Consider the following 17,570-nt stretch of genomic DNA (forward strand, 5'->3'; position numbering starts at 1 on the left):
ACCTCACGCCTTATAGAGGCGTTCGTCAATTGTTTCACTACCCAGGTCTTTTTCCGGCGTCGCCTGGGCTATCCCGGCAGCTTCCAGCAGAGGGTCTTTGCCGGAGGTTTTGCTGATCTGGCTGGAGATCATCTCCCTCAAAATAGCCGATACCGACTTCCCCTGTCGTCCGGCAATTGCCCGCAGGACCTCGTACTGCCATTCTTCTACTACGACCTGCATTCTACGCATGTCCGTCGCTCCTTACAGTAAATTACACATTCATTATTACACATTCAGCCATTATTAGTCAATAACGAATAACGAAAATCAGAAACTCCGCACCTAAACCCTCAAGCCCTTACGGTGCAAGAAAGGCGAGGGCCCTCCGAACCCGCCCCGAAGGCCGCCGCTGCCGGCAAAAACGGAAGGTGAAGGCCCTTGTAAAAACTCTCTATTACCCCAGCAGGATTTTGCCCACAGAAAAGCTAAATCTTCTCCATGAGGGCATACTATGTAAGGGTTGAAATGCGTCTTGAGGAGGGAAAAAATGGCCCGCTTCATTGTCTACCTTGAACCAGCCGAGGAAGGAGGCTATATCGCTTCTGTGCCGGCATTACCTGGTTGCGTCACCCAGGGGGAAACGAAGGAAGAGGCTTTGGCTATGGCTGAAGACGCCATCAGGGGGTATATCGAGAGCTTGAAAAAACATGGAGAGCCGCTCCCTTTTGGCTTTGAGAAAGCGGAAGTAGAGACTATCACAGTTGATGTGGCCTAAACATGGGAAAGCCACCTGTTCTTAAAGCGAGGGAAGTCATTGCCGCCCTGCAAAAACTGGGCTTTGAGGTTGACCGTGCGACTGGCAGTCATTACATTCTCCGCCACCCAGACGGCAGGAGGACTGTCGTTCCTTATCACGGTAACAGGGACATAAAGCAGGGGGTTTTGAGGTCTATCTTAAGGCAGGCCGGACTAACCGTTGACGAGTTTAAAAGCCTTCTCACTTGAGCAGGAATTTGCGAAACTGGCGGGCCCGGTCAGGGCGATCTCCTCAAAGTCAATCCAGTCCCCGTCCGCTTCGATGATTCGGACCGTTTTTCAGCCACCGGACCTTCACCATCCCGTCTTCCTCCGGTTTCTTGAACTCCATATCCCCGGTGACGAGATAGGCCTGTTTGCTCCGGGCGAGGGCTACCGCGAAGGCATCTGCATAGGAGAGCGGATATTTCGCCTTCACTTCGCCGGCGCTCAAAATGTCCTCCTGGGAGGGAAGCACCAGCCGCACCGGCCACTCTTTGATCATTTCCACAATACTGCGTGCGGTATCATGCCCGTTTCGCCTCTGCACTATGCAGAAAACCTCGCCGAGATTGATCCAGGAAAAATAAAGGAGCGCCCTGCCGCTTTTTCCTGCCTGCAGGAGCGAGGCCACTTCATCCGCACAGAATTCATCCCTCAAATAGCTTAAAACTGCGTAAGTATCGAGTGTGTAGCGCTCGACAGCCGGATCAGCGGTTCTGGAACTCTTTTTCATAGGACAGCTCTTCCTCTCTGTTTTGTCTGATCAGTTCATCCAGGGGGATGTCTTTCTGCAAAATTCCTCTGGCGGCGGCTACCGGATCGGGAGGCAGGATGTGCAGAACAAGCTTCCCATCGCTTTCGGTGAAGTACACCTTCGAATTCGGTTTGATGTTAAACTTATCCCTTAAGTGCTTGGGGATCACGACCTGCCCCCGTGGTGAAACCCGCGAAACGTTCATACCTTTCACTCCTATATCATATTTATTATCATAAAGTCGTACTTTATCTTTGATTATATTACTGTTTATTTCGGAATGCAAAGAATAAATTTTTTCCGGGGCCGGGAACTTTTGGGGGGCTGATTACGTTCCCCGCTGCCCGCTTCTTGAACCGCTGTTCCTAGAGGTCCCGCCCATTACCACAGCTGCTGTCCGGACATCTCCTGCCGTTTTTCGCTCATTGCCTCGGGGTATTTACCCTACCTTTTGTATGAGTTTTTAGCCGCGGTAGAAAAGGATTTCCTGCCGCTGCGCAGAAGAATAATCGGCGGGAAGTTTGCTCCTCCCGCAGGCGAAGTTCGCCACATCAAAAATTCCGAAAAGGATGCCGCCTATGCCCGATCTGGAAAAAATGCGCCGATTTCTGCAGCCCCGCAGCCTGAAGAGGGTCTTCGCCATCACCCTGGCCCTGCTTTTGCTGGCTGAAATCGCCACGCCATCCCTCCTGGCGGAATACTACCGGAGGCGCAGCCGGAGCTACGTCTTCCACGAACGCCTGCCCCGCAGCTTTGAGAGAATACACCTGGACCTCCCCAGTGCCATCGATTACATCCGGCAGAATGAAGGACGCTACGACGTCAACGTCCTCTTCCTGGGGGATTCGGTGGCGTACGGGGCGGGTGCCGGGGAGCGGGAGAGCATCCCCGCCTACCTGGAGAAAGAACTGGCGGCCCGCCTGCCCGGCAGGAAAGTACGGGTCTGGAACCTGGCGGTACCAGGCAGCGAGCCCGGTGATCTCTACTGCCTGCTCCGCCGGGTGGAGGGACTCCGTCCCGACCTTGTGGTCGCCGACTTTAACATGATCTTCTACGGCAAGGCCAGCATCGAGGACCCCATCGCCTTCGACTGGCTCTACCTGGACGAGGGGCTGCCGGAGGATGCGGCAAAGGCCGTCGACCGGATCTATCCCCGCCGGGGGAAAGAGCGCATCGGGGAGTTTTTCGCGCGCCACTGGCAGCTCTACGGGAAGAGGGAGGTTATCAATGCCGTCCTCTTCGGCAGCCATCCCCGCAAGAAGCTGGAGGAGCTGGTCCGGGGATGCCTGAGCAGCATTGCACCGGCCGTGCTCCGTTCCGCAACAACGGATGAGGCCGCCGGGGCGGAAAAGCCCTTCGAGGATGCGGAAGCCCGCCGCCGGCAGCGGGAGAGGGTGGCTTTCATGTACAGCCCGGCCCCCGTAGACCCGGCGACCAATGAGGCCTATCTTTTCACGAAGGAGATCCTGGAGCACCTGAACCGGAGCGGTCAGCGTGCCCTGGTCTTCATGACCGACCAGAACGTCGAAATCCTGGGGGATCTCATCACCTGCGCTGCCTACGAGCATAACGTCCGGGTGGTGGACGGCCTGCTCCGCAGGGGACCGGTGCCTTACATCAGCTTTTACGGGAAGATCCCCTCCTGGATGTTCACCGACCACGTCCACCTGAATGCGGCAGGGAACAGACACGTTGCCGGAATACTGGCCGAACATCTGGCGCCGATGCTGGGAGGTGGGGAGAGTTGATCTTCACCACCGGAGTTTTCGCCATCTTCCTGGCGGTGGTCTTGCCTGTCTACTGGCTGCTGCCCTGCCGGTGGCGCAAGGGCTTCCTGACCGTAGCGGGGATGATCTTCTATTTCTACTCCTACCCCCTGCACCTGCTGCTGGTCCTGGTGATGACCGTTGTCACTTATTTAATAGCACTGGGGATCCTGAGGGCACGGGAAACGGAAGAGGCGCTCCCTTCTGATGAGAATGGTTCGGGCAGCGATCTGCGAAGAGCGCCCGGAGCGGGGTGGCCGGCCCTCCGGGCGAAAATCCTGGCCGTCCTGGGGATCTGTCTTGCCGCCGGAGTGCTCGGCTACTTCAAGTACTGGAAGATGGTTGTGGCCACCCTGAACGGAATCTCCCGGCACCTGCACCACGAGACGCTTTTCCCGCAGCCGGAGATTCTGGTTCCCCTGGCCATCTCCTTCTTCACCTTTGAATTCATCCACTTCCTGGCCGACGTCTACCTGGGCAAGATCCGCCGCCACCAGATGAACTTCCATGATTACCTGCTTTTCATCTTTTTCTTCCCCACCCTGGTGAGCGGCCCCATCAAGCGCTACCAGGGCTTCCATGAGCAGTCGGAGGGGATGCCGGTTTTCCGGGTGGATGACCTGCTGGAAGGGGCGAAAAGAGTGATCCTCGGCCTGGCGCAGAAATTCATCCTGGCCGACACCGCCGGGCAGTTCACCGCAGCGCTGGCGACCCCGGAGCAGGCGGGGGCGGGCGCCCTCATCCTGGCCGTCTACGCCTATTCCTTGAAGATCTACTTTGACTTCGCCGGTTACTCCGACATGGCCATCGGCCTTGCCCGGATGCTGGGCTTCCGGGTGCCGGAGAACTTCGACAGGCCCTACTTTCAGCCGAACATCGGGGAGTTCTGGCGCCACTGGCACATGTCCCTCTCCTCCTGGATCCGGGACTACCTGTACATCCCGCTGGGCGGCAACCGCAGGGGCTTCGGGCGCACCCTCTTCAACCTGGTAACCGCCTTCGCCATCTGCGGCCTCTGGCACGGCTCCGCCTGGAACTTCGTGGCCTGGGGCCTCTGGCACGGCTTCGGCCTGGCGGGGTACCGCATCTGGCGGCGCTGCCTCGGGGACCGCATCCCCCGGGGAGGAGTTTTGCTGCGGGCGGTGAACGTTTTCATTACCTTCCACTTCGTCACCGCCGGATGGATACTCTTTGCCTCCCCCTCGATCGGCAGCGCCCTGATCACCTTTCAGAAGATCATCGGGGCAATATGGCGGGTGCTTTGAGATGCGGGATGCCGGATGTGATGCCTCAGGATGCCGTAGCTTTCATCCAATGGCGCAGCCGTTTTCCGTTGGTGCAAGAGCATTTTTTAACTGTGAGGGAGGGAGATCTGTGCGCACCTTTATGAACTTTTTCATCGGCCTGGGGATCGATTTAGGATGGGGGTTTTTCCTCTTCTTCCTGATCGTCCTCTGTGTGTTATTCTCAACCGGAGTGGAGGCGCGGTTCATCTATACCGACTTTTAGGTTTCTCTTCAATAATTTCAACTGCGGCACAGAGTACTTGACGCTAGATGGTATGCCAAACGGTGTTTACCATAAATCATGAATTGGTGACCTGTCACGCTGTAAAGCAGCCGGAATCCCAGTTTGAGGAGGCGGATGATAAAGTCGCGGCATTTACAGGGAGCTCAGCGACTAGTGGCATGGCTCCTGTTTCAAATCAACATTCCCGATAACAGACAGAGGGTGTTTAAGTCGGCGACTTTCATTGCTTGCTCAATATAATCGGTGAGCAAAGGAAATCATCTCAGTCTAACCCCCTATTCTTTCTTTTTTTGTGTAATACTTATATCAGATAATTAAAATCAGCGGTGCCCGGCATAACCTCACCCAAAATGTAATGGCGTTCACGTTATATATATCACATTCCTTCCGATTTCCCGTCGTTCGTAAAAAGCCCGCAAAAAAATTTTTTCGCGACCGGGAACTTTTTATAACCTTTTAGTGTCTAATAAAACGTGAGAGTCGAGGAAGGCCCGTCCAGATGTAGCAGGAATTTGGCGGGAGATGTAGAATATACCTTTCTCGGCGGTTCCTGGTTAGAGCGCCGGCAGAGCGCCGCTGGCGGCGGGGCCTCAGGATCTCCCGCCGAAGCCGGGAACACTCACATTAAAGGAAACGCCAAATACGATACCAGAAAGGAAAGGAGGGATAAGGTGACCTGCAGGCCGACCACCTGCAAGGAAACTGTGAGGCAGAGCCTCAAAACACCTCAAGCCTGAGAACACCTCGACCAAATCAAATCTTTGAGGAGAAACTTTAAAGGAGGGAAACAGCTTGTTAAAGACACGCAAAAGATGGATCAGCCTGCTCGTAATGCTGGCCATGCTCGTGACTTTTGTGGTGCCGTTTGCAGGGCCGGCAAGCGCAGGTGCTGCATCGTATAATACCGTAACACAGGTTCCAAAATTTGATCCATCAACAGCAGGAACTATTACATCAGCAACTGTTCAAGTGAAGGTAGATCCGGCTGTTAGTGATATTTTGTCAAAAGCCTGGATTGAAGTGCTTGATGCTAATGGAAAACAGTTAAACATTAGGAGTGTTGTTTATTCTTCAAGCTCAGGCATAGGACAGTATACGTTAACCGCATTAGACAGTAAGAAAGCTGAATTGACATTTACACCAGATGGTAGTAAAGATAAAGCTACATTTAATTTTACTGTCGATTTTTATGGTAAAGATTGCGCTGCCGGTGACGTAAGTTTGAATTTCTTCAATACGAGCGGACAACTTGAGGGTGGTAAAGTCGTTGTCGCCAGGGCTCTTGGTGGCCAGGTTGAACTCGCTCTTGTTGGGAGTGCACCCACCTTTGGCGTAGATACCTACGGAACCGTAACGATTCGGCTGACCCAAGCTGTCTCGGGTTCCTTGAAAAGAGGTACTGAATCTGTTAAGATCAAGTTACCGGCGGGATTCAAGTGGTCCAATCCAAGTCCAGGCAGCGGTGCTGTAACCGCCTCGGTTACGACCGATGAGCCACGCTTGCTTAAGGTTAATGTGAGCACGGATACAACAACCTATCCTTCAATTCCTAGCGTTGTTGACATTTCTGCGAGAGTGCAGGTTGACGATGAAGACGTGGCCAAGACTGGTGACGTTGTGGCAACCATTGAAGGTGGCAATGATACGACCGTCACGCCGTCTGAGATAACCGTAGCGAAGTACGCTGAGTACGGTGTAAAGGTCAGTGTGGCTAGCGTTAAGACCCTCCTGTCGGGCATCTTGGATGAAAAAACCGACAAGATCACCATTGAAGAGCTCGTCGAGGACTCGCTGATCAATGGAAGAAAAGTCACAGTTGAGCTGCCCGATTGGGTCAAGATCAGGGATTGCATTGATCGTAGTTCGGATCTCACCAGTTATGCCACAAGCTTAACTTGGAGCGACAACAAGTTGACGTTCTATCCTTCGGGCGACAAAGGTGATACGAGGAAGTATGAATTTAAGCTGAAGCTCAGCATAGAAGCCGGTAGAGCAGGCGACATCGAGGCTGCGGTGAGCGGTGCTGGTGCGCCCGAGACCAAGGTCGTCGTGGCGAAGGCCGCGCCGGCGGTGAGCGGAACGGCTACGCCAACCGACGTTAAGATCGGCGTGCAGGCCCAGGCCGCGCCTGACCTGGTGATCACCGAAGCGGCGGGCGGCGCTATTAAGCAAGGTACAAATCGTAGCATTGCCATAATTCTGCCGTCGGGTGTCACCTTTGCTGCGACGCCTACAGTTGAGGTAGTTTCTGGAGATCTTGAATTAAAGGCGGATCAGGCCCGGGTCACGGATGCGGTCTATACCAGCGATAACACTGTCACGTATGGTTCGAACCGCGTGTTCGAGGTGCCGGTTAAGAGCGAAAGCTTGAGGGCCAGCACAATTAAGATCTCGGGCATCAAGCTGACTCTCGACCGTACTGTGCCGGAGGGTGACCTGAAGGTTAAGATCGGCGGGTTAGCTGTAGTTGAGAATTATGGAACAGGTGACAACGAATTCCGTACCGACGCTGCTGCAGAGGTTGTCCTGGCCAAGTGCGTCACTCCGGCGCCGGGTGAGACCAAGGGTGTGGCAGTCTTCAAGATTGGCGAGAAGAAATACACCGTCAACGGACAGGAATTCGAGATGGATGTTGCCCCGATAGCCGAGGCCGGTAGGACCTACCTGCCCGCACGGTTTGTGGCCAACGCCATGGGTGTGCCCGATGCCAACATCCTTTGGGATCAGGCCAGCAAGACCGTCACCGTCATCAGGGGCGAGCGTTTCGTCCAGATGAAGGTCGGCAGCAAGCAGATCCTTGTGAACGGTATTACCCTGAACATGGATGTCGCTCCGAAGGTGGTTCCGGGCCGTGTCCTGATTCCGTTCCGCTTCCTGGCACAGGCTCTCGGTGCAGAAGTGGTTTGGGATCCTGCCGACCCGAACACCATCATCCTCAACTTCTAACAGGTGATTGGCGGCAAGTTGTTAACTGCAAGGGCCCGGGTATCGACCCGGACCCTTGTTTTTGTTTTTAGACAGGTAAAAAAAGAATTCGGGTTATCTGTGAATCGTCTTCGCGCCCTGAAATCATGTTATCTGCCTCTATACCATCTGCGCCATCTCTTGACAATTTCTTGACGTGAAAGATATATTGGGATGGAGCAATATATACGGTGAGGTATTCAGAAGGGGGATGGCCGGTTTGTTAGTTAAAAAACCGCGCAGCATTATGCTTGCCTTGTTTCTTTTCCTTTGTTTCACCGCAGGGGCTGCCTTGCCTGTGTCCTGGGCGAAGGAGCCCGCGAGCCCGGAATTGAGTCTCAAGGAAGCCGTTCTTATGGCCTGGTCGAACAGTGAAGATGTAAAAGCGGCTGAACTGGGTGTTGAAAAGGCGGAGGAACAGCGCCAGGATGCCTCGCATTTTGTTGAGATGATACCGGCTTCTGGGCCCTCGGGAAATCCCAATGCTGCGATTATTTGGACGAACTTTCTCAAGGCCGACATCGCCTGGCAGATGGCTAAAAAGGACCTGCAGCAGAAAAAGGACAACATTGTTGTTGATGTGTTTACCAAGTACTATACGGTGATCAACTGTCAGGATAAATTGAAAAAGGCAGAGGTTGATCTGGCCCGGGATGAGGAAGCTCTTCGGGTGGCAAGGGCCGGCTTCCGGGCGGGTACGGTCACCGGCGCTGCCGTCACCGGAGCCGAGGCCAGGGCCGAAGCATCCCGCAAGGCTCTGGAAGCCGCCAGGGCGGAGCTGGAAAAAGCTTATATATCCTTCAACAAAGTAGTCGGACTCTGGCCTGAAGACCGCCCGGTTCTCACAGACGCCCTCAGTTTTACGCCGTTGGAGATAGACAGCCTGGACGCCGAGGCTGCGCGCGCCGTTGAGAACAGTAAGGACATCTGGAAGCTGAAACAGTTGGTTGCCATCGAGCAGCTGGACGTGGATTATCCATGGGGCATTGGATCGGGAGGGGTTTCCTATAAGTACTACGATGTGGAGAAGCCCGACGTGGATATTGCCGAGTTGAATGTTGCGGCGGCGGAGAGCGCCATTAAGGAAAAGGTGCGCACCCTGTATCAGGATATACGTGCCACAGAGGAGCAGTACAATGCCCTTCTTGCAGCAAAGCAGGCGGCTGAGGAGCAGTTGCGCGTGGCCAGGGCATTGTACGACTGCGGTATGACGACGCTGGAAAAACTTAAGGAGGCCGAGGCCGGATGCGCCGAAGTAGAGAATAACATTGCCGGGCTTGTCTATAAACACGCCATTCAGGTGGCCAACTTCAACCTTTTGACCGGGCGGCCGGTTGTCAAAGGCATTTCAGACGAGGAGCTGGCCGCGGAACGGAAAGAGCAGGCCAAAAGGGATGAAAGTGAGAATACGGAACCGGAGCCTACAGTGGTCAGGTTTGTCATGGGTGAGAAGAGTTTCCGCGTTAATGACCGGGATGTCGAAATGGACGTCGCTCCCTACGCAATAGATGGGCGTGCATTTCTGCCGGTGCGGTATGCCGCACAGGCCTTGGGGATACCGGATGAGAACATCACCTGGGACGGGAAGACCGGGATGGTCACCCTGGTGAAAGGTGACCGGAAGATTACCATGAAGGTAGGGAGCAGGGTGATGCTGGTGAACACCAGGGTTGTCGAGATGGACGTGGCACCTCAGGTGAAGGACGGGAGGGTCTTCCTGCCGGTGCGCTACCTGGGCGAGGCTCTGGGGGCCGAATTCAACTGGAACTACATCAGGCGCGAGGTCACCGTTACCATATAAAAAACGCAGCTGATGCTTTTCGAGTTCACCTGCCGGCACAAGATTTCCAGGAAGGTATTCTTCAAACCCGTGGATCGCTTTCGTGCTCATGGAGCTGAAGAACCGTTCCGCCCCGGCTGTCGCAGCCGGGTTTTTTGTTTCAGCCGGACGTATCATGGTTTGCTCCCATGCCGCTTGTTCAACCGGGTTCGGGAGTAAGCGCAGGGATGCACCGGAACGCATTGTCAGATAAGTGATAGAAACCGCGTACCGCCTAGCAGCGTAAGAACTTTTTGCGTTGCATTTTTTGACATCTTGCAAACCGGCAGGAAATCAATCCCGAACTATCGAATAGCAGTTTATTTATGCGACAAAAGACGGTTGCCTGCGGGGGGATTTTTCGACCCGGCGGAGGCCGATCGGTTGAAGGAGAACTTAAAGGCCTTTTCCCCGCAGCTGCCGCCCGGTGTCGTCCAGAGCGGGGATTATCTTGATAAGCGGTGAGGGAGGGGAAACTTTTGGACTACGTCCGGCTGCTTAGGCCGAAACAGTGGCTGAAGAACTTCTTCGTCTTTGCGGCGCTGGTGTTTTCCCGGAGCGCCTGCGACCCGGTTCTGCTGGGGCGGACGGCGGCGGCCTTCGCCGTCTTCTGCGCCCTCAGCAGCGGGGTCTACGTCCTCAACGACATCTACGACCGGGAGCGCGACCGCCTGCACCCGGTGAAGAGGAACCGCCCCATAGCCTCCGGGAGGGTGCCGGTGGGGGCGGCCGGAACTTACGCCGCCCTGCTGCTCGCCGCCGGAGTAACGGGGGGCTTCCTGGTGAACGCGGAGCTGGGGCTGGTCGCCCTGACCTATGCCCTGCTCATGGCCGGCTATTCCCTCCGGCTCAAGGAGCTGGTGCTCCTGGACGTCTTCACCATCGCCGCCGGCTTTCTTTTGAGGGTGGTGGCGGGGGTGGCGGCAATCGGTGTCAGCCTCTCCCCCTGGCTCTTCCTCTGCACCCTCTTCCTCTCCCTCTTCCTGGCCCTGGGAAAGCGGCGCCACGAGCTTTTCCTCCTCTCGGAAGGGGCGGGGGAGCACCGCCCGGCCCTGGACGGGTACTCCCAGGCCTTTATCGATCAGATGATCTCCATCGCCACATCGGCCACCATCATCTCCTACTCCCTCTACACCTTCCTTGCCCCCACCTCCCGCCTGCTGATGGTGACGATCCCCTTCGTGCTCTACGGTCTCTTCCGCTATCTCTACGTGATCTACCGGACGGGCGGCGGGGGCGCCCCGGAGGACGTCCTGGTGGGGGACAGGCCGCTCCAGGCGGCGGTGCTCCTTTGGATCATCACCTGCTTCCTGATCCTCTACCTGGGGGAGGCGCCGGGTGTGCCGGTGCTGGCGCCGTAGCCCCCGGCAGCCGGAGGCCCGGTGCCGGCAGTGATACATCCCGGAATGTCATGGACGAAGTATTGCCATTGACTGGCATAAAATCATTGATAAAATGATAGTTAGGAAACGCAGCAGCAAAGGACATGGGGTTATGATTGAGGCAAGCGGCCGTGTTACCGGCAAGGGGCAGGTACAGGTTCCCAAAAAGATCGGAGATTTTCTCGGCATCAAAAGCGGTGACGGGCTCGTCTTCCGGCTTTCTCCCCATCGTACGCTCACCGTCCACGTTCGAAAGGCCAGAAGGTTGTCTGAATTGGCCGGATGTTTGCCTCCGAAGCGCCCTTTCCCCGGCATCGCTGAGGAAGAGGATGCGGCCAGGCGTAAGTACGCCGGAAAAGCCGCCTGGATGCTGAAAAATGGGAACTGACGTCTGTCTGGATAGATGCCAAGGCTTCCCGGGTTATGGAAATGGCTTGCCGGTGATAAACTAAGAGAAAAGCACCGTGTAAAAAAGAGAATAAGGCTTGGATTGAAAACAAGGGGGGACGGAAAATGAACAGGAGAAATTTGCTTAAGAGGATTACAATAGATAAAAATATTCTCTGTGGTAAGCCTGTTATTAGTGGAACGCGCATTTCTGTTGAATTAATTTTGGAAAAACTGGCGAATGGCCTGAGCGTAAAAGAAATTACGGAAGAATATGGTATTCAGGAACAAGATGTAAGAGCAGCGTTAATTTATGCTCAGAAGACCATAGCCAATGAAGAAGTGTTTGAAGTTATATGAGCATGATCTGATTCATCACTTTGGCATAAATTTTGTAGGATTCTTGCAAGATTTATGGAAAAAGATAAACAAATACAAAATAATACAAAGTTGCAAATTGCTTATGCTTTCCAGAGTAGGAAACCTAACTGCGCATGACAGCGCTCAAACACCAGTACGGGAAAGCGGCGGCACCTTTGCGCCTTGGTCAACGACAGGATCAGCTGGTGCCAAATCTTTCGGATTCCCTGGAACAAGCCGGTGCCCCATCCCAGCAGTCTGTCCAAGATCCGGCAGCGGCTGGATGCTGACGGCAATGACCACATGGCCGAGTTAAACGCCCACCTGGTCCGCAAAGCACAGGAAGAAAGGCTCTTAAAGAGCAGAAACAAATTGCGGGTGGACACCACCGTCGTCGAGGCGAACATCCACCATCCCACCGATTCCGGATTGATTGCGGACACAGTGCGGGTGGTGACACGCCTGGTGAAACAGGCGCAGGCTGCCGTTGGTGAGGCGGGAACAGCTGTCCGTGACCGCACGCGCAGCATCAAAAAACGGGTGCTGGCGATCGCCAAAGTACTGAAGCGGCGCACACAAGAGGCGGTTGGGGACGCTCGGGCCTTGGGCTTCCTGGGGAGCTGGGCGGGGCTGGGGTTGGGTCTGGTGCTGGCGCGGTGGGTCGGGGGTAAAGGATGCTGAAAGGCTTGGGAGAGCAACAGTTGGGTGTCACTTTCGGCACTCCTAGGGGATCAGCGCAAGGGGCCTCTGCCTCCCTCGGGGATAGCTACCGGCCGGGCGGAGGCCGAGTGAAAACAAAATCTTGGCGCAGCCCAATGTTGATGCTAGAGTAATACTAAGTAACACACACCTTCCCTAATTTTCGGTCTGGATGGTGATCGAAGTGCGGGAAACAGTCATTTGGACGGTCTCTCTGCCCCCTCAAATGGCGGAGAAGGCAGAGGCCCTAGCCAGAGTCGAAAACCGCTCCAAAAGCGAGCTCATCCGGGAAGCGCTACGCCAGTATATGGCCCTGCGGGAATGGGAGCAGATGCAGAGCAAGGCCTCCCTTAAGGCACAGGCCTTGGGAATAACGGACGAAAGCAAAGTGGAACAGATCATTGATGAGATGCGGCAGGGGCAATGAAGGCAGTGCTGGACACGAACGTGCTGGTCTCCGCCCTCCTGTTCCCTGGCGGGGCCCCCGACCGGGTGTTCAGGGCCGCCTTGAGGACCGCCGGATGCTGACCCGCATGTCCGGTGGTGTGAGAGGACGGGGGCTAGCCGCTCCCTCCTACTCGATGGCAGCTATAATCCCCCCTGCATGAGATAGTCTCGAAACATGGGCTCAATGAACTTATACAATCTTCGACCGCTCTTCTCGATGGTCGCTTTTTCAATTAAAAAAGGCGTATCCCGGTTCTGTTTTCCAGGCAGGTGTCTATCAGAGACACCGCCAATTCCCGCCTGTCAGATATCCGGAAAAAATCTACCGAGGCGGTGTAGAACCCCTTCTGCTTCAGCCGCCTTATAACCTCATAAGCGATTGAGGTTTTCCCTATTCTGCGCGGCCCTGACAGCATCACGCTCTGGCCGTCAGCCAGTCTTGTCTGAACCGAGCTGATAAAATCTTCCCTGTCCACTATATCTCCTTCTGAAACGGGCCCTCCCCACCGGAAACAACCTTCCGGGCACATTGAACCGCCTCCTTTTTATTACTTATCATGTAATATTTTATGTAATAAGTGCAGCGGAAATTGCCGCTGAATTTTCTTTTGCCGGCCGAATGGATAGCTCATAATAACCTTCGTTCCTTCTGCCGTTTCCATGACTACTCAGTTTACCATAACGCCTGTTTGGAGACAGCGGCGAATGAGTGTGACGCTCTCTCCACCGCATCATGGGCTCTCCTCCCAGGACGAAACCCGTAACTGCTATCCGAAAATTGCGGATCGATGCCTACTAGATCTTGACGCGGACGGTCTGCATCCCGATCCTCTACCTGGGGAGGCACCCTGTATGTCGGTACTGGCGCCTGTCCGGGAACGCCGCGGTAAAAAAAGCCGTCCTGCGGAAGGATATGGCTGTTCTGATCACGAATAGCAACATTAGATAATAATACGCAGATATTATATTTCCCCAAGAAGTGCCAACGCCTCGGGACGTTCGCAAGCCTTGACCGGGGGGTGAGGTAGATGCGGTAAGTGCTTTGCCGTGGACCCTACTGAATTTTCTGGAGTTCGCCGGACGTGCCGCAGCTGGCGCCGGGCGCTTTCCGGCCGGTCCGGTGACGACTTCATAATTATGAAACATCTCTTCTAAGGAGTGGAGGTCGCTTCATGAGGGGTTCTCAAAAAAGCGTCAGAACTTTGTTGATTGCGGTCATTGTTGGGCTGACGGCCTTGATCTTTGCCGTGCTGGCGGGTTATACAGGCAGCAGTATCAGGTCTTACATCGTGGATGAGATCGGCAGGAGTTTGACCCTGCAGGCCGGAGAGGAAGCTCAGAAGCTCTACGGGCGTATTGTAGAGGTCGGCAAGTGTTCGGAGCTGCTGGCGTTGAATGTCGCCGCCGTCGGCTACCGGAATTCCGAGCAGCTGCTTTCCATAGCCAAAAAGTACGTCGAGGAGCATGAGCTTCTCTGCGGCAGCGGCATCTGGCTGGAACCGTACCTTTACGATGAAAACACGAAGTATTACGGGCCCTATATGTACAAGGACCCTTCCCAGGGCAAGGTTGAACTGACCTGGGACTACAGCAATGCGGATTACGATTACTTTCAGTATGACTGGTACAAAATAGGGCTGAATGCCGAAGGAAAAACTGCCTGGACGGAACCTTTTCTGGATGAAGTCAGCGGCATCTATATGATCACCTGCTCCAGCCCCATCCGGGTCGATGGACGGGTGATTGGCGTAGCTACCGCTGATATCGGGCTGGACAACCTGAGAGAATACGTTAGGAGCATTAAGGTGGGCAAAAAAGGATACGCCTTTGTCGTAACCCGCGATGGGTATTTCCTGGGCAGCAGGGAGCCCGAAAAAGACCTGAAGCAGAAAATAACGGAGGATGAAGGGACCAGGGAGATCGGAAAGGCGATCCTGAGCGGCGAAAGCGGCGTCCGGCAGGCCAGATTCCAGGGGGAGGACTGCTTCGTGTCTTTCGCCTCCATCGGGGACACGGGCATGAAGCTGGTGGAAGTGCTGCCGCAGGCGGAGGCTTTCGCATCCCTGAACAATATGCTCAAAGTCAACATGCTCATCCTGATTATTGCTCTGGCGGCTTTCGTTATCCTGCTGTCAACCGTGCTGCAGAGGAAGGTTATCCGGCCGTTGAATGCGGTGATGTCTGGTGCCCGGAAGGTTGCAGAGGGGGATCTTGCCGGCTACCAAGCGGAGAAAAAAGACGACAGCGGCTATGCTCCTGATGAGTTGGGACAACTTCGGCAGTCTTTTGATGGTATGGTGGACAGCCTGAGAGGGTTGATCTTGAGAATCAGCGATGCGGCGTCATCTCTGGTTTCTTCCTCCCAGCAGCTGAAAACTGCGGCAGAGCAGTCCGCCGCCGTGTCGGAGCAGATTGCCGCTACGACCAATGAACTCACCGAAGGGGTCTCCGAACAGGCCAGGCTGACCCAGGACGGCAGCAGGATGGTTTCAGAGATGCTCGATCAGCTGAAGCGTGTGGTGCAGAACTTAGAGGCATCGGAGGAGTACACCCGGAACGTCGATGAGGCCGTCGAGAACGGCAGGGAGAAAATCTCCTATCAGAAGCAGAAGATGGAAGAGAACAAAGAAAAAACCCTAGGCCTTGAGGCCGCCGTCTCCAGTCTGGGTGAAAAATCCCGGCAGATCGGTGACATTGTCGGTGTCATCGTCGGGATAGCCGATCAGACGAACCTGCTGGCGTTGAACGCCGCCATTGAGGCGGCCAGGGCCGGAGAGCAGGGAAGGGGTTTTGCGGTTGTTGCCGAAGAGGTGAGGAAGCTTGCCGAGCAGTCGGCGCAGGCCACCCGGGAAATTAGAACGATCATCGAGGAGATTCAGAACGGCATCGACAGCGCCACTGCCGAAATGAAAAAGGCCATCTCTGCCGTAGGCGAACAGGAGACGGCGGTGGAATTCACCTCTCAGGCGTTTAACCGGATTAATGAGGCGATCCGGGGTCTGCTTGAGGAAATCCGGGACGTTTCCCGAATGGCCGCCGAGCTCAGCAGAAATGCCGAAGAAGTGAAGACCGGCATCGAGCGGGTTGCCGAGATATCCCAGGAGAGCGCTGCGGGCACAGAGGAGCTGGCGGCCTCCACGGAGGAGCAGACCGCATCCGACCAGGAGATTTCCAGGGCGGCCGAAAAGCTGGCCGAGCTTGCCGCTCAGCTCCAGGAGCAGGTGAAAAAGTTTAGGCTGTAGGCTGTTCTGGCAGCAAAAAACTTTGTGAGGGGCGGAAGGGCGTTTCTTGCCCTTTCGCCGGGAGTACTCTATAATAGGCTTGACGACCTGGCGAGGGAGCGGTTCGCCTTGCCGGAGATCGAATGATCTGTGTCTGGGGCCGGGCAGTACCGCCCCGCCGGGAGACTGCCGGGCCGCGGGAGAGATCCGCCGGGGGCTCGGATCCGGATGCCGTTATCGAGGGAGATGAGGATTCTCTTTTTTTACAGAGATTGGAGGTGTGTTTGTGAATCCACTTTTACAGCGGATTACGATCGATCCAAATGTATGTTTCGGAAAGCCATGTATCCGGGGGACAAGGATATGGGTATCTCTTATACTTGATTTATTGGCAAATGGAATGACTTTTGACGAGATTTTGGATGAGTTTCCGCAATTAGAGGTTGATGATGTTAAGGCAGCAATTGCTTATGGAGCTGAGATGGCACGTGAACGGTATGTTGAAATACCACTGAGAGAGGCAACAGGATGAGATTCAAATTAGACGAGAACCTCGGAAAAAGTATACAGCAAATTTTTCAAGAAGCAGGGCATGATGTTCAAACAGTGCTCGACGAAAAAATGGGAGGTCGTTCAGACCAGACGGTTTATGAAGCATGTTGTTCTGAGAATAGATGCCTGGTAACGTTAGATTTGGATTTTGCGAATATATTGCGATTTCCCCCCGAAAAAACTGCCGGAATTGTGGTGTTCCGGATTCCGAAAAATACCGATTTAGCCAAGTTAAGAGAATTAGTCATTCAATTTTTGGAAGCAATTGAACGAATGCCAATTGCACAGCAAGTGTGGATCGTAGAGCCGAGAAGAATTCGCATACATCAAAAAGAAACAGACTGACCTAATGGTTCGAGAGATGGGGGAGGTTCTCTTGTCTGCGCTTCTGGTGCATATTGCTTGAAGGACGATCATCAGGCTGCTTCACCGTAGGGTGTTGCGGCCTTTCTTGTATGCGCCCGGCATGGGCGAAGGCTCCTCGCCCCCACCTCCCGCCGGCTGATGGTGACGATCCCCTTCGTGCTCTACGAGCTCTTCCGCTATCTCTACGTGATCTACCGGGCGGGCGGCGGGGGCGCCCCGTAGGACGTCCTGGTAGGGGACAGGCCGCTCCAGGCGGCGGTGCTCCTCTGGATCATCACCTGCATCCTGATCCTCTACCTGGGGGAGGCGCCAGGGGTTCCGGTGCTGGCGCCGTAGGCGAAACGAATGGCTTATCTTGAAGCTGCGCGATCACTGCCGCCGGTGGAGGAACTGATCTTAACCGCCGCCATTCTATAAGGGAGGCTGCGTTCTCCAGATTGTTGTCTTGCGGATAAGAGACCGGTTAAAATTGTTGTAGCAGAAAGTTAGTGGGGCAGCACGGAACCCGGGTCATTGACTCCGGCCTGCTTGGGGTTTACAATC

19 protein-coding genes and 1 pseudogene are annotated in these 17,570 nt (G+C 54.9%); 16 read left to right on the forward strand and 4 right to left on the reverse strand.

Annotated elements, in window-relative coordinates:
* Positions 1-3 precede the first annotated feature (3 nt).
* Complete coding sequence (locus TPH_RS01010) at positions 4-231, reverse strand: hypothetical protein (RefSeq protein WP_015049362.1); 228 nt, start codon at positions 229-231, stop codon at positions 4-6.
* Positions 232-529: 298 nt separating this feature from the next.
* Between TPH_RS01010 and TPH_RS01015 the strand changes: the two genes are divergently transcribed.
* The gene (locus TPH_RS01015; RefSeq protein WP_013821627.1) at positions 530-757 is read left to right on the forward strand and encodes a type II toxin-antitoxin system HicB family antitoxin; all 228 of its coding nucleotides are present in this window, start codon (positions 530-532) and stop codon (positions 755-757) included.
* A 2-nt stretch (positions 758-759) separates the two neighbouring features.
* Positions 760-987 (forward strand): type II toxin-antitoxin system HicA family toxin, encoded by a 228-nt coding sequence (locus TPH_RS01020; RefSeq protein WP_028991194.1) that lies wholly within the window; start codon positions 760-762, stop codon positions 985-987.
* 49 nt (positions 988-1,036) lie between these two features.
* Here the strand turns inward: TPH_RS01020 and TPH_RS01025 are convergent, their stop codons facing one another.
* Together TPH_RS01025 and TPH_RS01030 are read right to left on the reverse strand one after the other, a co-directional pair.
* Complete coding sequence (locus TPH_RS01025; RefSeq protein WP_015049363.1) at positions 1,037-1,513, reverse strand: type II toxin-antitoxin system VapC family toxin; 477 nt, start codon at positions 1,511-1,513, stop codon at positions 1,037-1,039.
* Positions 1,488-1,739 (reverse strand): AbrB/MazE/SpoVT family DNA-binding domain-containing protein, encoded by a 252-nt coding sequence (locus TPH_RS01030; protein ID WP_015049364.1) that lies wholly within the window; start codon positions 1,737-1,739, stop codon positions 1,488-1,490. Before TPH_RS01030 ends, TPH_RS01025 begins: the two co-directional genes overlap by 26 nt.
* A 373-nt stretch (positions 1,740-2,112) precedes the next feature.
* Between TPH_RS01030 and TPH_RS01035 the strand changes: the two genes are divergently transcribed.
* The 11 genes and pseudogenes from TPH_RS01035 (at position 2,113) to TPH_RS01080 (ending at position 12,868) form a co-directional block, all read left to right on the forward strand.
* Positions 2,113-3,282 carry an SGNH/GDSL hydrolase family protein gene (locus TPH_RS01035; protein ID WP_015049365.1) on the forward strand — a complete coding sequence of 390 codons (1,170 nt, stop codon included), beginning with the start codon at positions 2,113-2,115 and terminating at the stop codon, positions 3,280-3,282.
* The gene (locus TPH_RS01040) at positions 3,279-4,565 is read left to right on the forward strand and encodes an MBOAT family O-acyltransferase (protein WP_015049366.1); all 1,287 of its coding nucleotides are present in this window, start codon (positions 3,279-3,281) and stop codon (positions 4,563-4,565) included. The genes TPH_RS01035 and TPH_RS01040 overlap by 4 nt, the downstream gene beginning before the upstream one ends.
* Positions 4,566-4,674: 109 nt before the next feature.
* Positions 4,675-4,809 (forward strand): hypothetical protein, encoded by a 135-nt coding sequence (locus tag TPH_RS16145; protein ID WP_015049367.1) that lies wholly within the window; start codon positions 4,675-4,677, stop codon positions 4,807-4,809.
* Between the two features lie 533 nt (positions 4,810-5,342).
* Positions 5,343-5,567 (forward strand): hypothetical protein, encoded by a 225-nt coding sequence (locus tag TPH_RS01045; RefSeq protein WP_028991193.1) that lies wholly within the window; start codon positions 5,343-5,345, stop codon positions 5,565-5,567.
* A gap of 55 nt (positions 5,568-5,622) precedes the next feature.
* On the forward strand, positions 5,623-7,776 hold the full coding sequence (locus TPH_RS01050; RefSeq protein WP_015049368.1) for a copper amine oxidase N-terminal domain-containing protein: 2,154 nt from the start codon (positions 5,623-5,625) through the stop codon (positions 7,774-7,776).
* Between the two features lie 238 nt (positions 7,777-8,014).
* A complete protein-coding gene (locus TPH_RS01055; protein ID WP_015049369.1) occupies positions 8,015-9,595 on the forward strand; it encodes a stalk domain-containing protein in 1,581 nt (526 codons plus the stop codon).
* 497 nt (positions 9,596-10,092) lie between these two features.
* Positions 10,093-10,974 carry a decaprenyl-phosphate phosphoribosyltransferase gene (locus TPH_RS01060; protein WP_015049370.1) on the forward strand — a complete coding sequence of 294 codons (882 nt, stop codon included), beginning with the start codon at positions 10,093-10,095 and terminating at the stop codon, positions 10,972-10,974.
* 133 nt (positions 10,975-11,107) lie between these two features.
* Positions 11,108-11,383 (forward strand): AbrB/MazE/SpoVT family DNA-binding domain-containing protein, encoded by a 276-nt coding sequence (locus TPH_RS01065; protein WP_015049371.1) that lies wholly within the window; start codon positions 11,108-11,110, stop codon positions 11,381-11,383.
* Positions 11,384-11,508: 125 nt separating this feature from the next.
* Complete coding sequence (locus TPH_RS01070) at positions 11,509-11,742, forward strand: DUF433 domain-containing protein (protein ID WP_015049372.1); 234 nt, start codon at positions 11,509-11,511, stop codon at positions 11,740-11,742.
* A 128-nt stretch (positions 11,743-11,870) separates the two neighbouring features.
* Positions 11,871-12,348 (forward strand): annotated as a pseudogene (locus tag TPH_RS01075) (transposase); the annotation flags it as partial.
* Positions 12,349-12,625: 277 nt separating this feature from the next.
* On the forward strand, positions 12,626-12,868 hold the full coding sequence (locus TPH_RS01080; RefSeq protein WP_015049374.1) for a CopG family ribbon-helix-helix protein: 243 nt from the start codon (positions 12,626-12,628) through the stop codon (positions 12,866-12,868).
* Positions 12,869-13,121: 253 nt separating this feature from the next.
* Here the strand turns inward: TPH_RS01080 and TPH_RS01085 are convergent, their stop codons facing one another.
* On the reverse strand, positions 13,122-13,418 hold the full coding sequence (locus TPH_RS01085; protein WP_015049375.1) for an ATP-binding protein: 297 nt from the start codon (positions 13,416-13,418) through the stop codon (positions 13,122-13,124).
* A gap of 642 nt (positions 13,419-14,060) precedes the next feature.
* On the opposite strand from TPH_RS01085, the gene TPH_RS01090 reads away from it, so the two are divergent.
* The 3 genes from TPH_RS01090 (at position 14,061) to TPH_RS01100 (ending at position 17,006) form a co-directional block, all read left to right on the forward strand.
* Positions 14,061-16,130 carry a methyl-accepting chemotaxis protein gene (locus TPH_RS01090; protein WP_015049376.1) on the forward strand — a complete coding sequence of 690 codons (2,070 nt, stop codon included), beginning with the start codon at positions 14,061-14,063 and terminating at the stop codon, positions 16,128-16,130.
* Between the two features lie 265 nt (positions 16,131-16,395).
* On the forward strand, positions 16,396-16,641 hold the full coding sequence (locus tag TPH_RS01095; protein ID WP_015049377.1) for a DUF433 domain-containing protein: 246 nt from the start codon (positions 16,396-16,398) through the stop codon (positions 16,639-16,641).
* On the forward strand, positions 16,638-17,006 hold the full coding sequence (locus TPH_RS01100) for a DUF5615 family PIN-like protein (RefSeq protein WP_015049378.1): 369 nt from the start codon (positions 16,638-16,640) through the stop codon (positions 17,004-17,006). Before TPH_RS01095 ends, TPH_RS01100 begins: the two co-directional genes overlap by 4 nt.
* Positions 17,007-17,570 lie beyond the last annotated feature (564 nt).

Source organism: Thermacetogenium phaeum DSM 12270 (assembly GCF_000305935.1).
In the GTDB taxonomy this organism is placed as follows: Bacteria; Bacillota; DSM-12270; order Thermacetogeniales; family Thermacetogeniaceae; genus Thermacetogenium; species Thermacetogenium phaeum.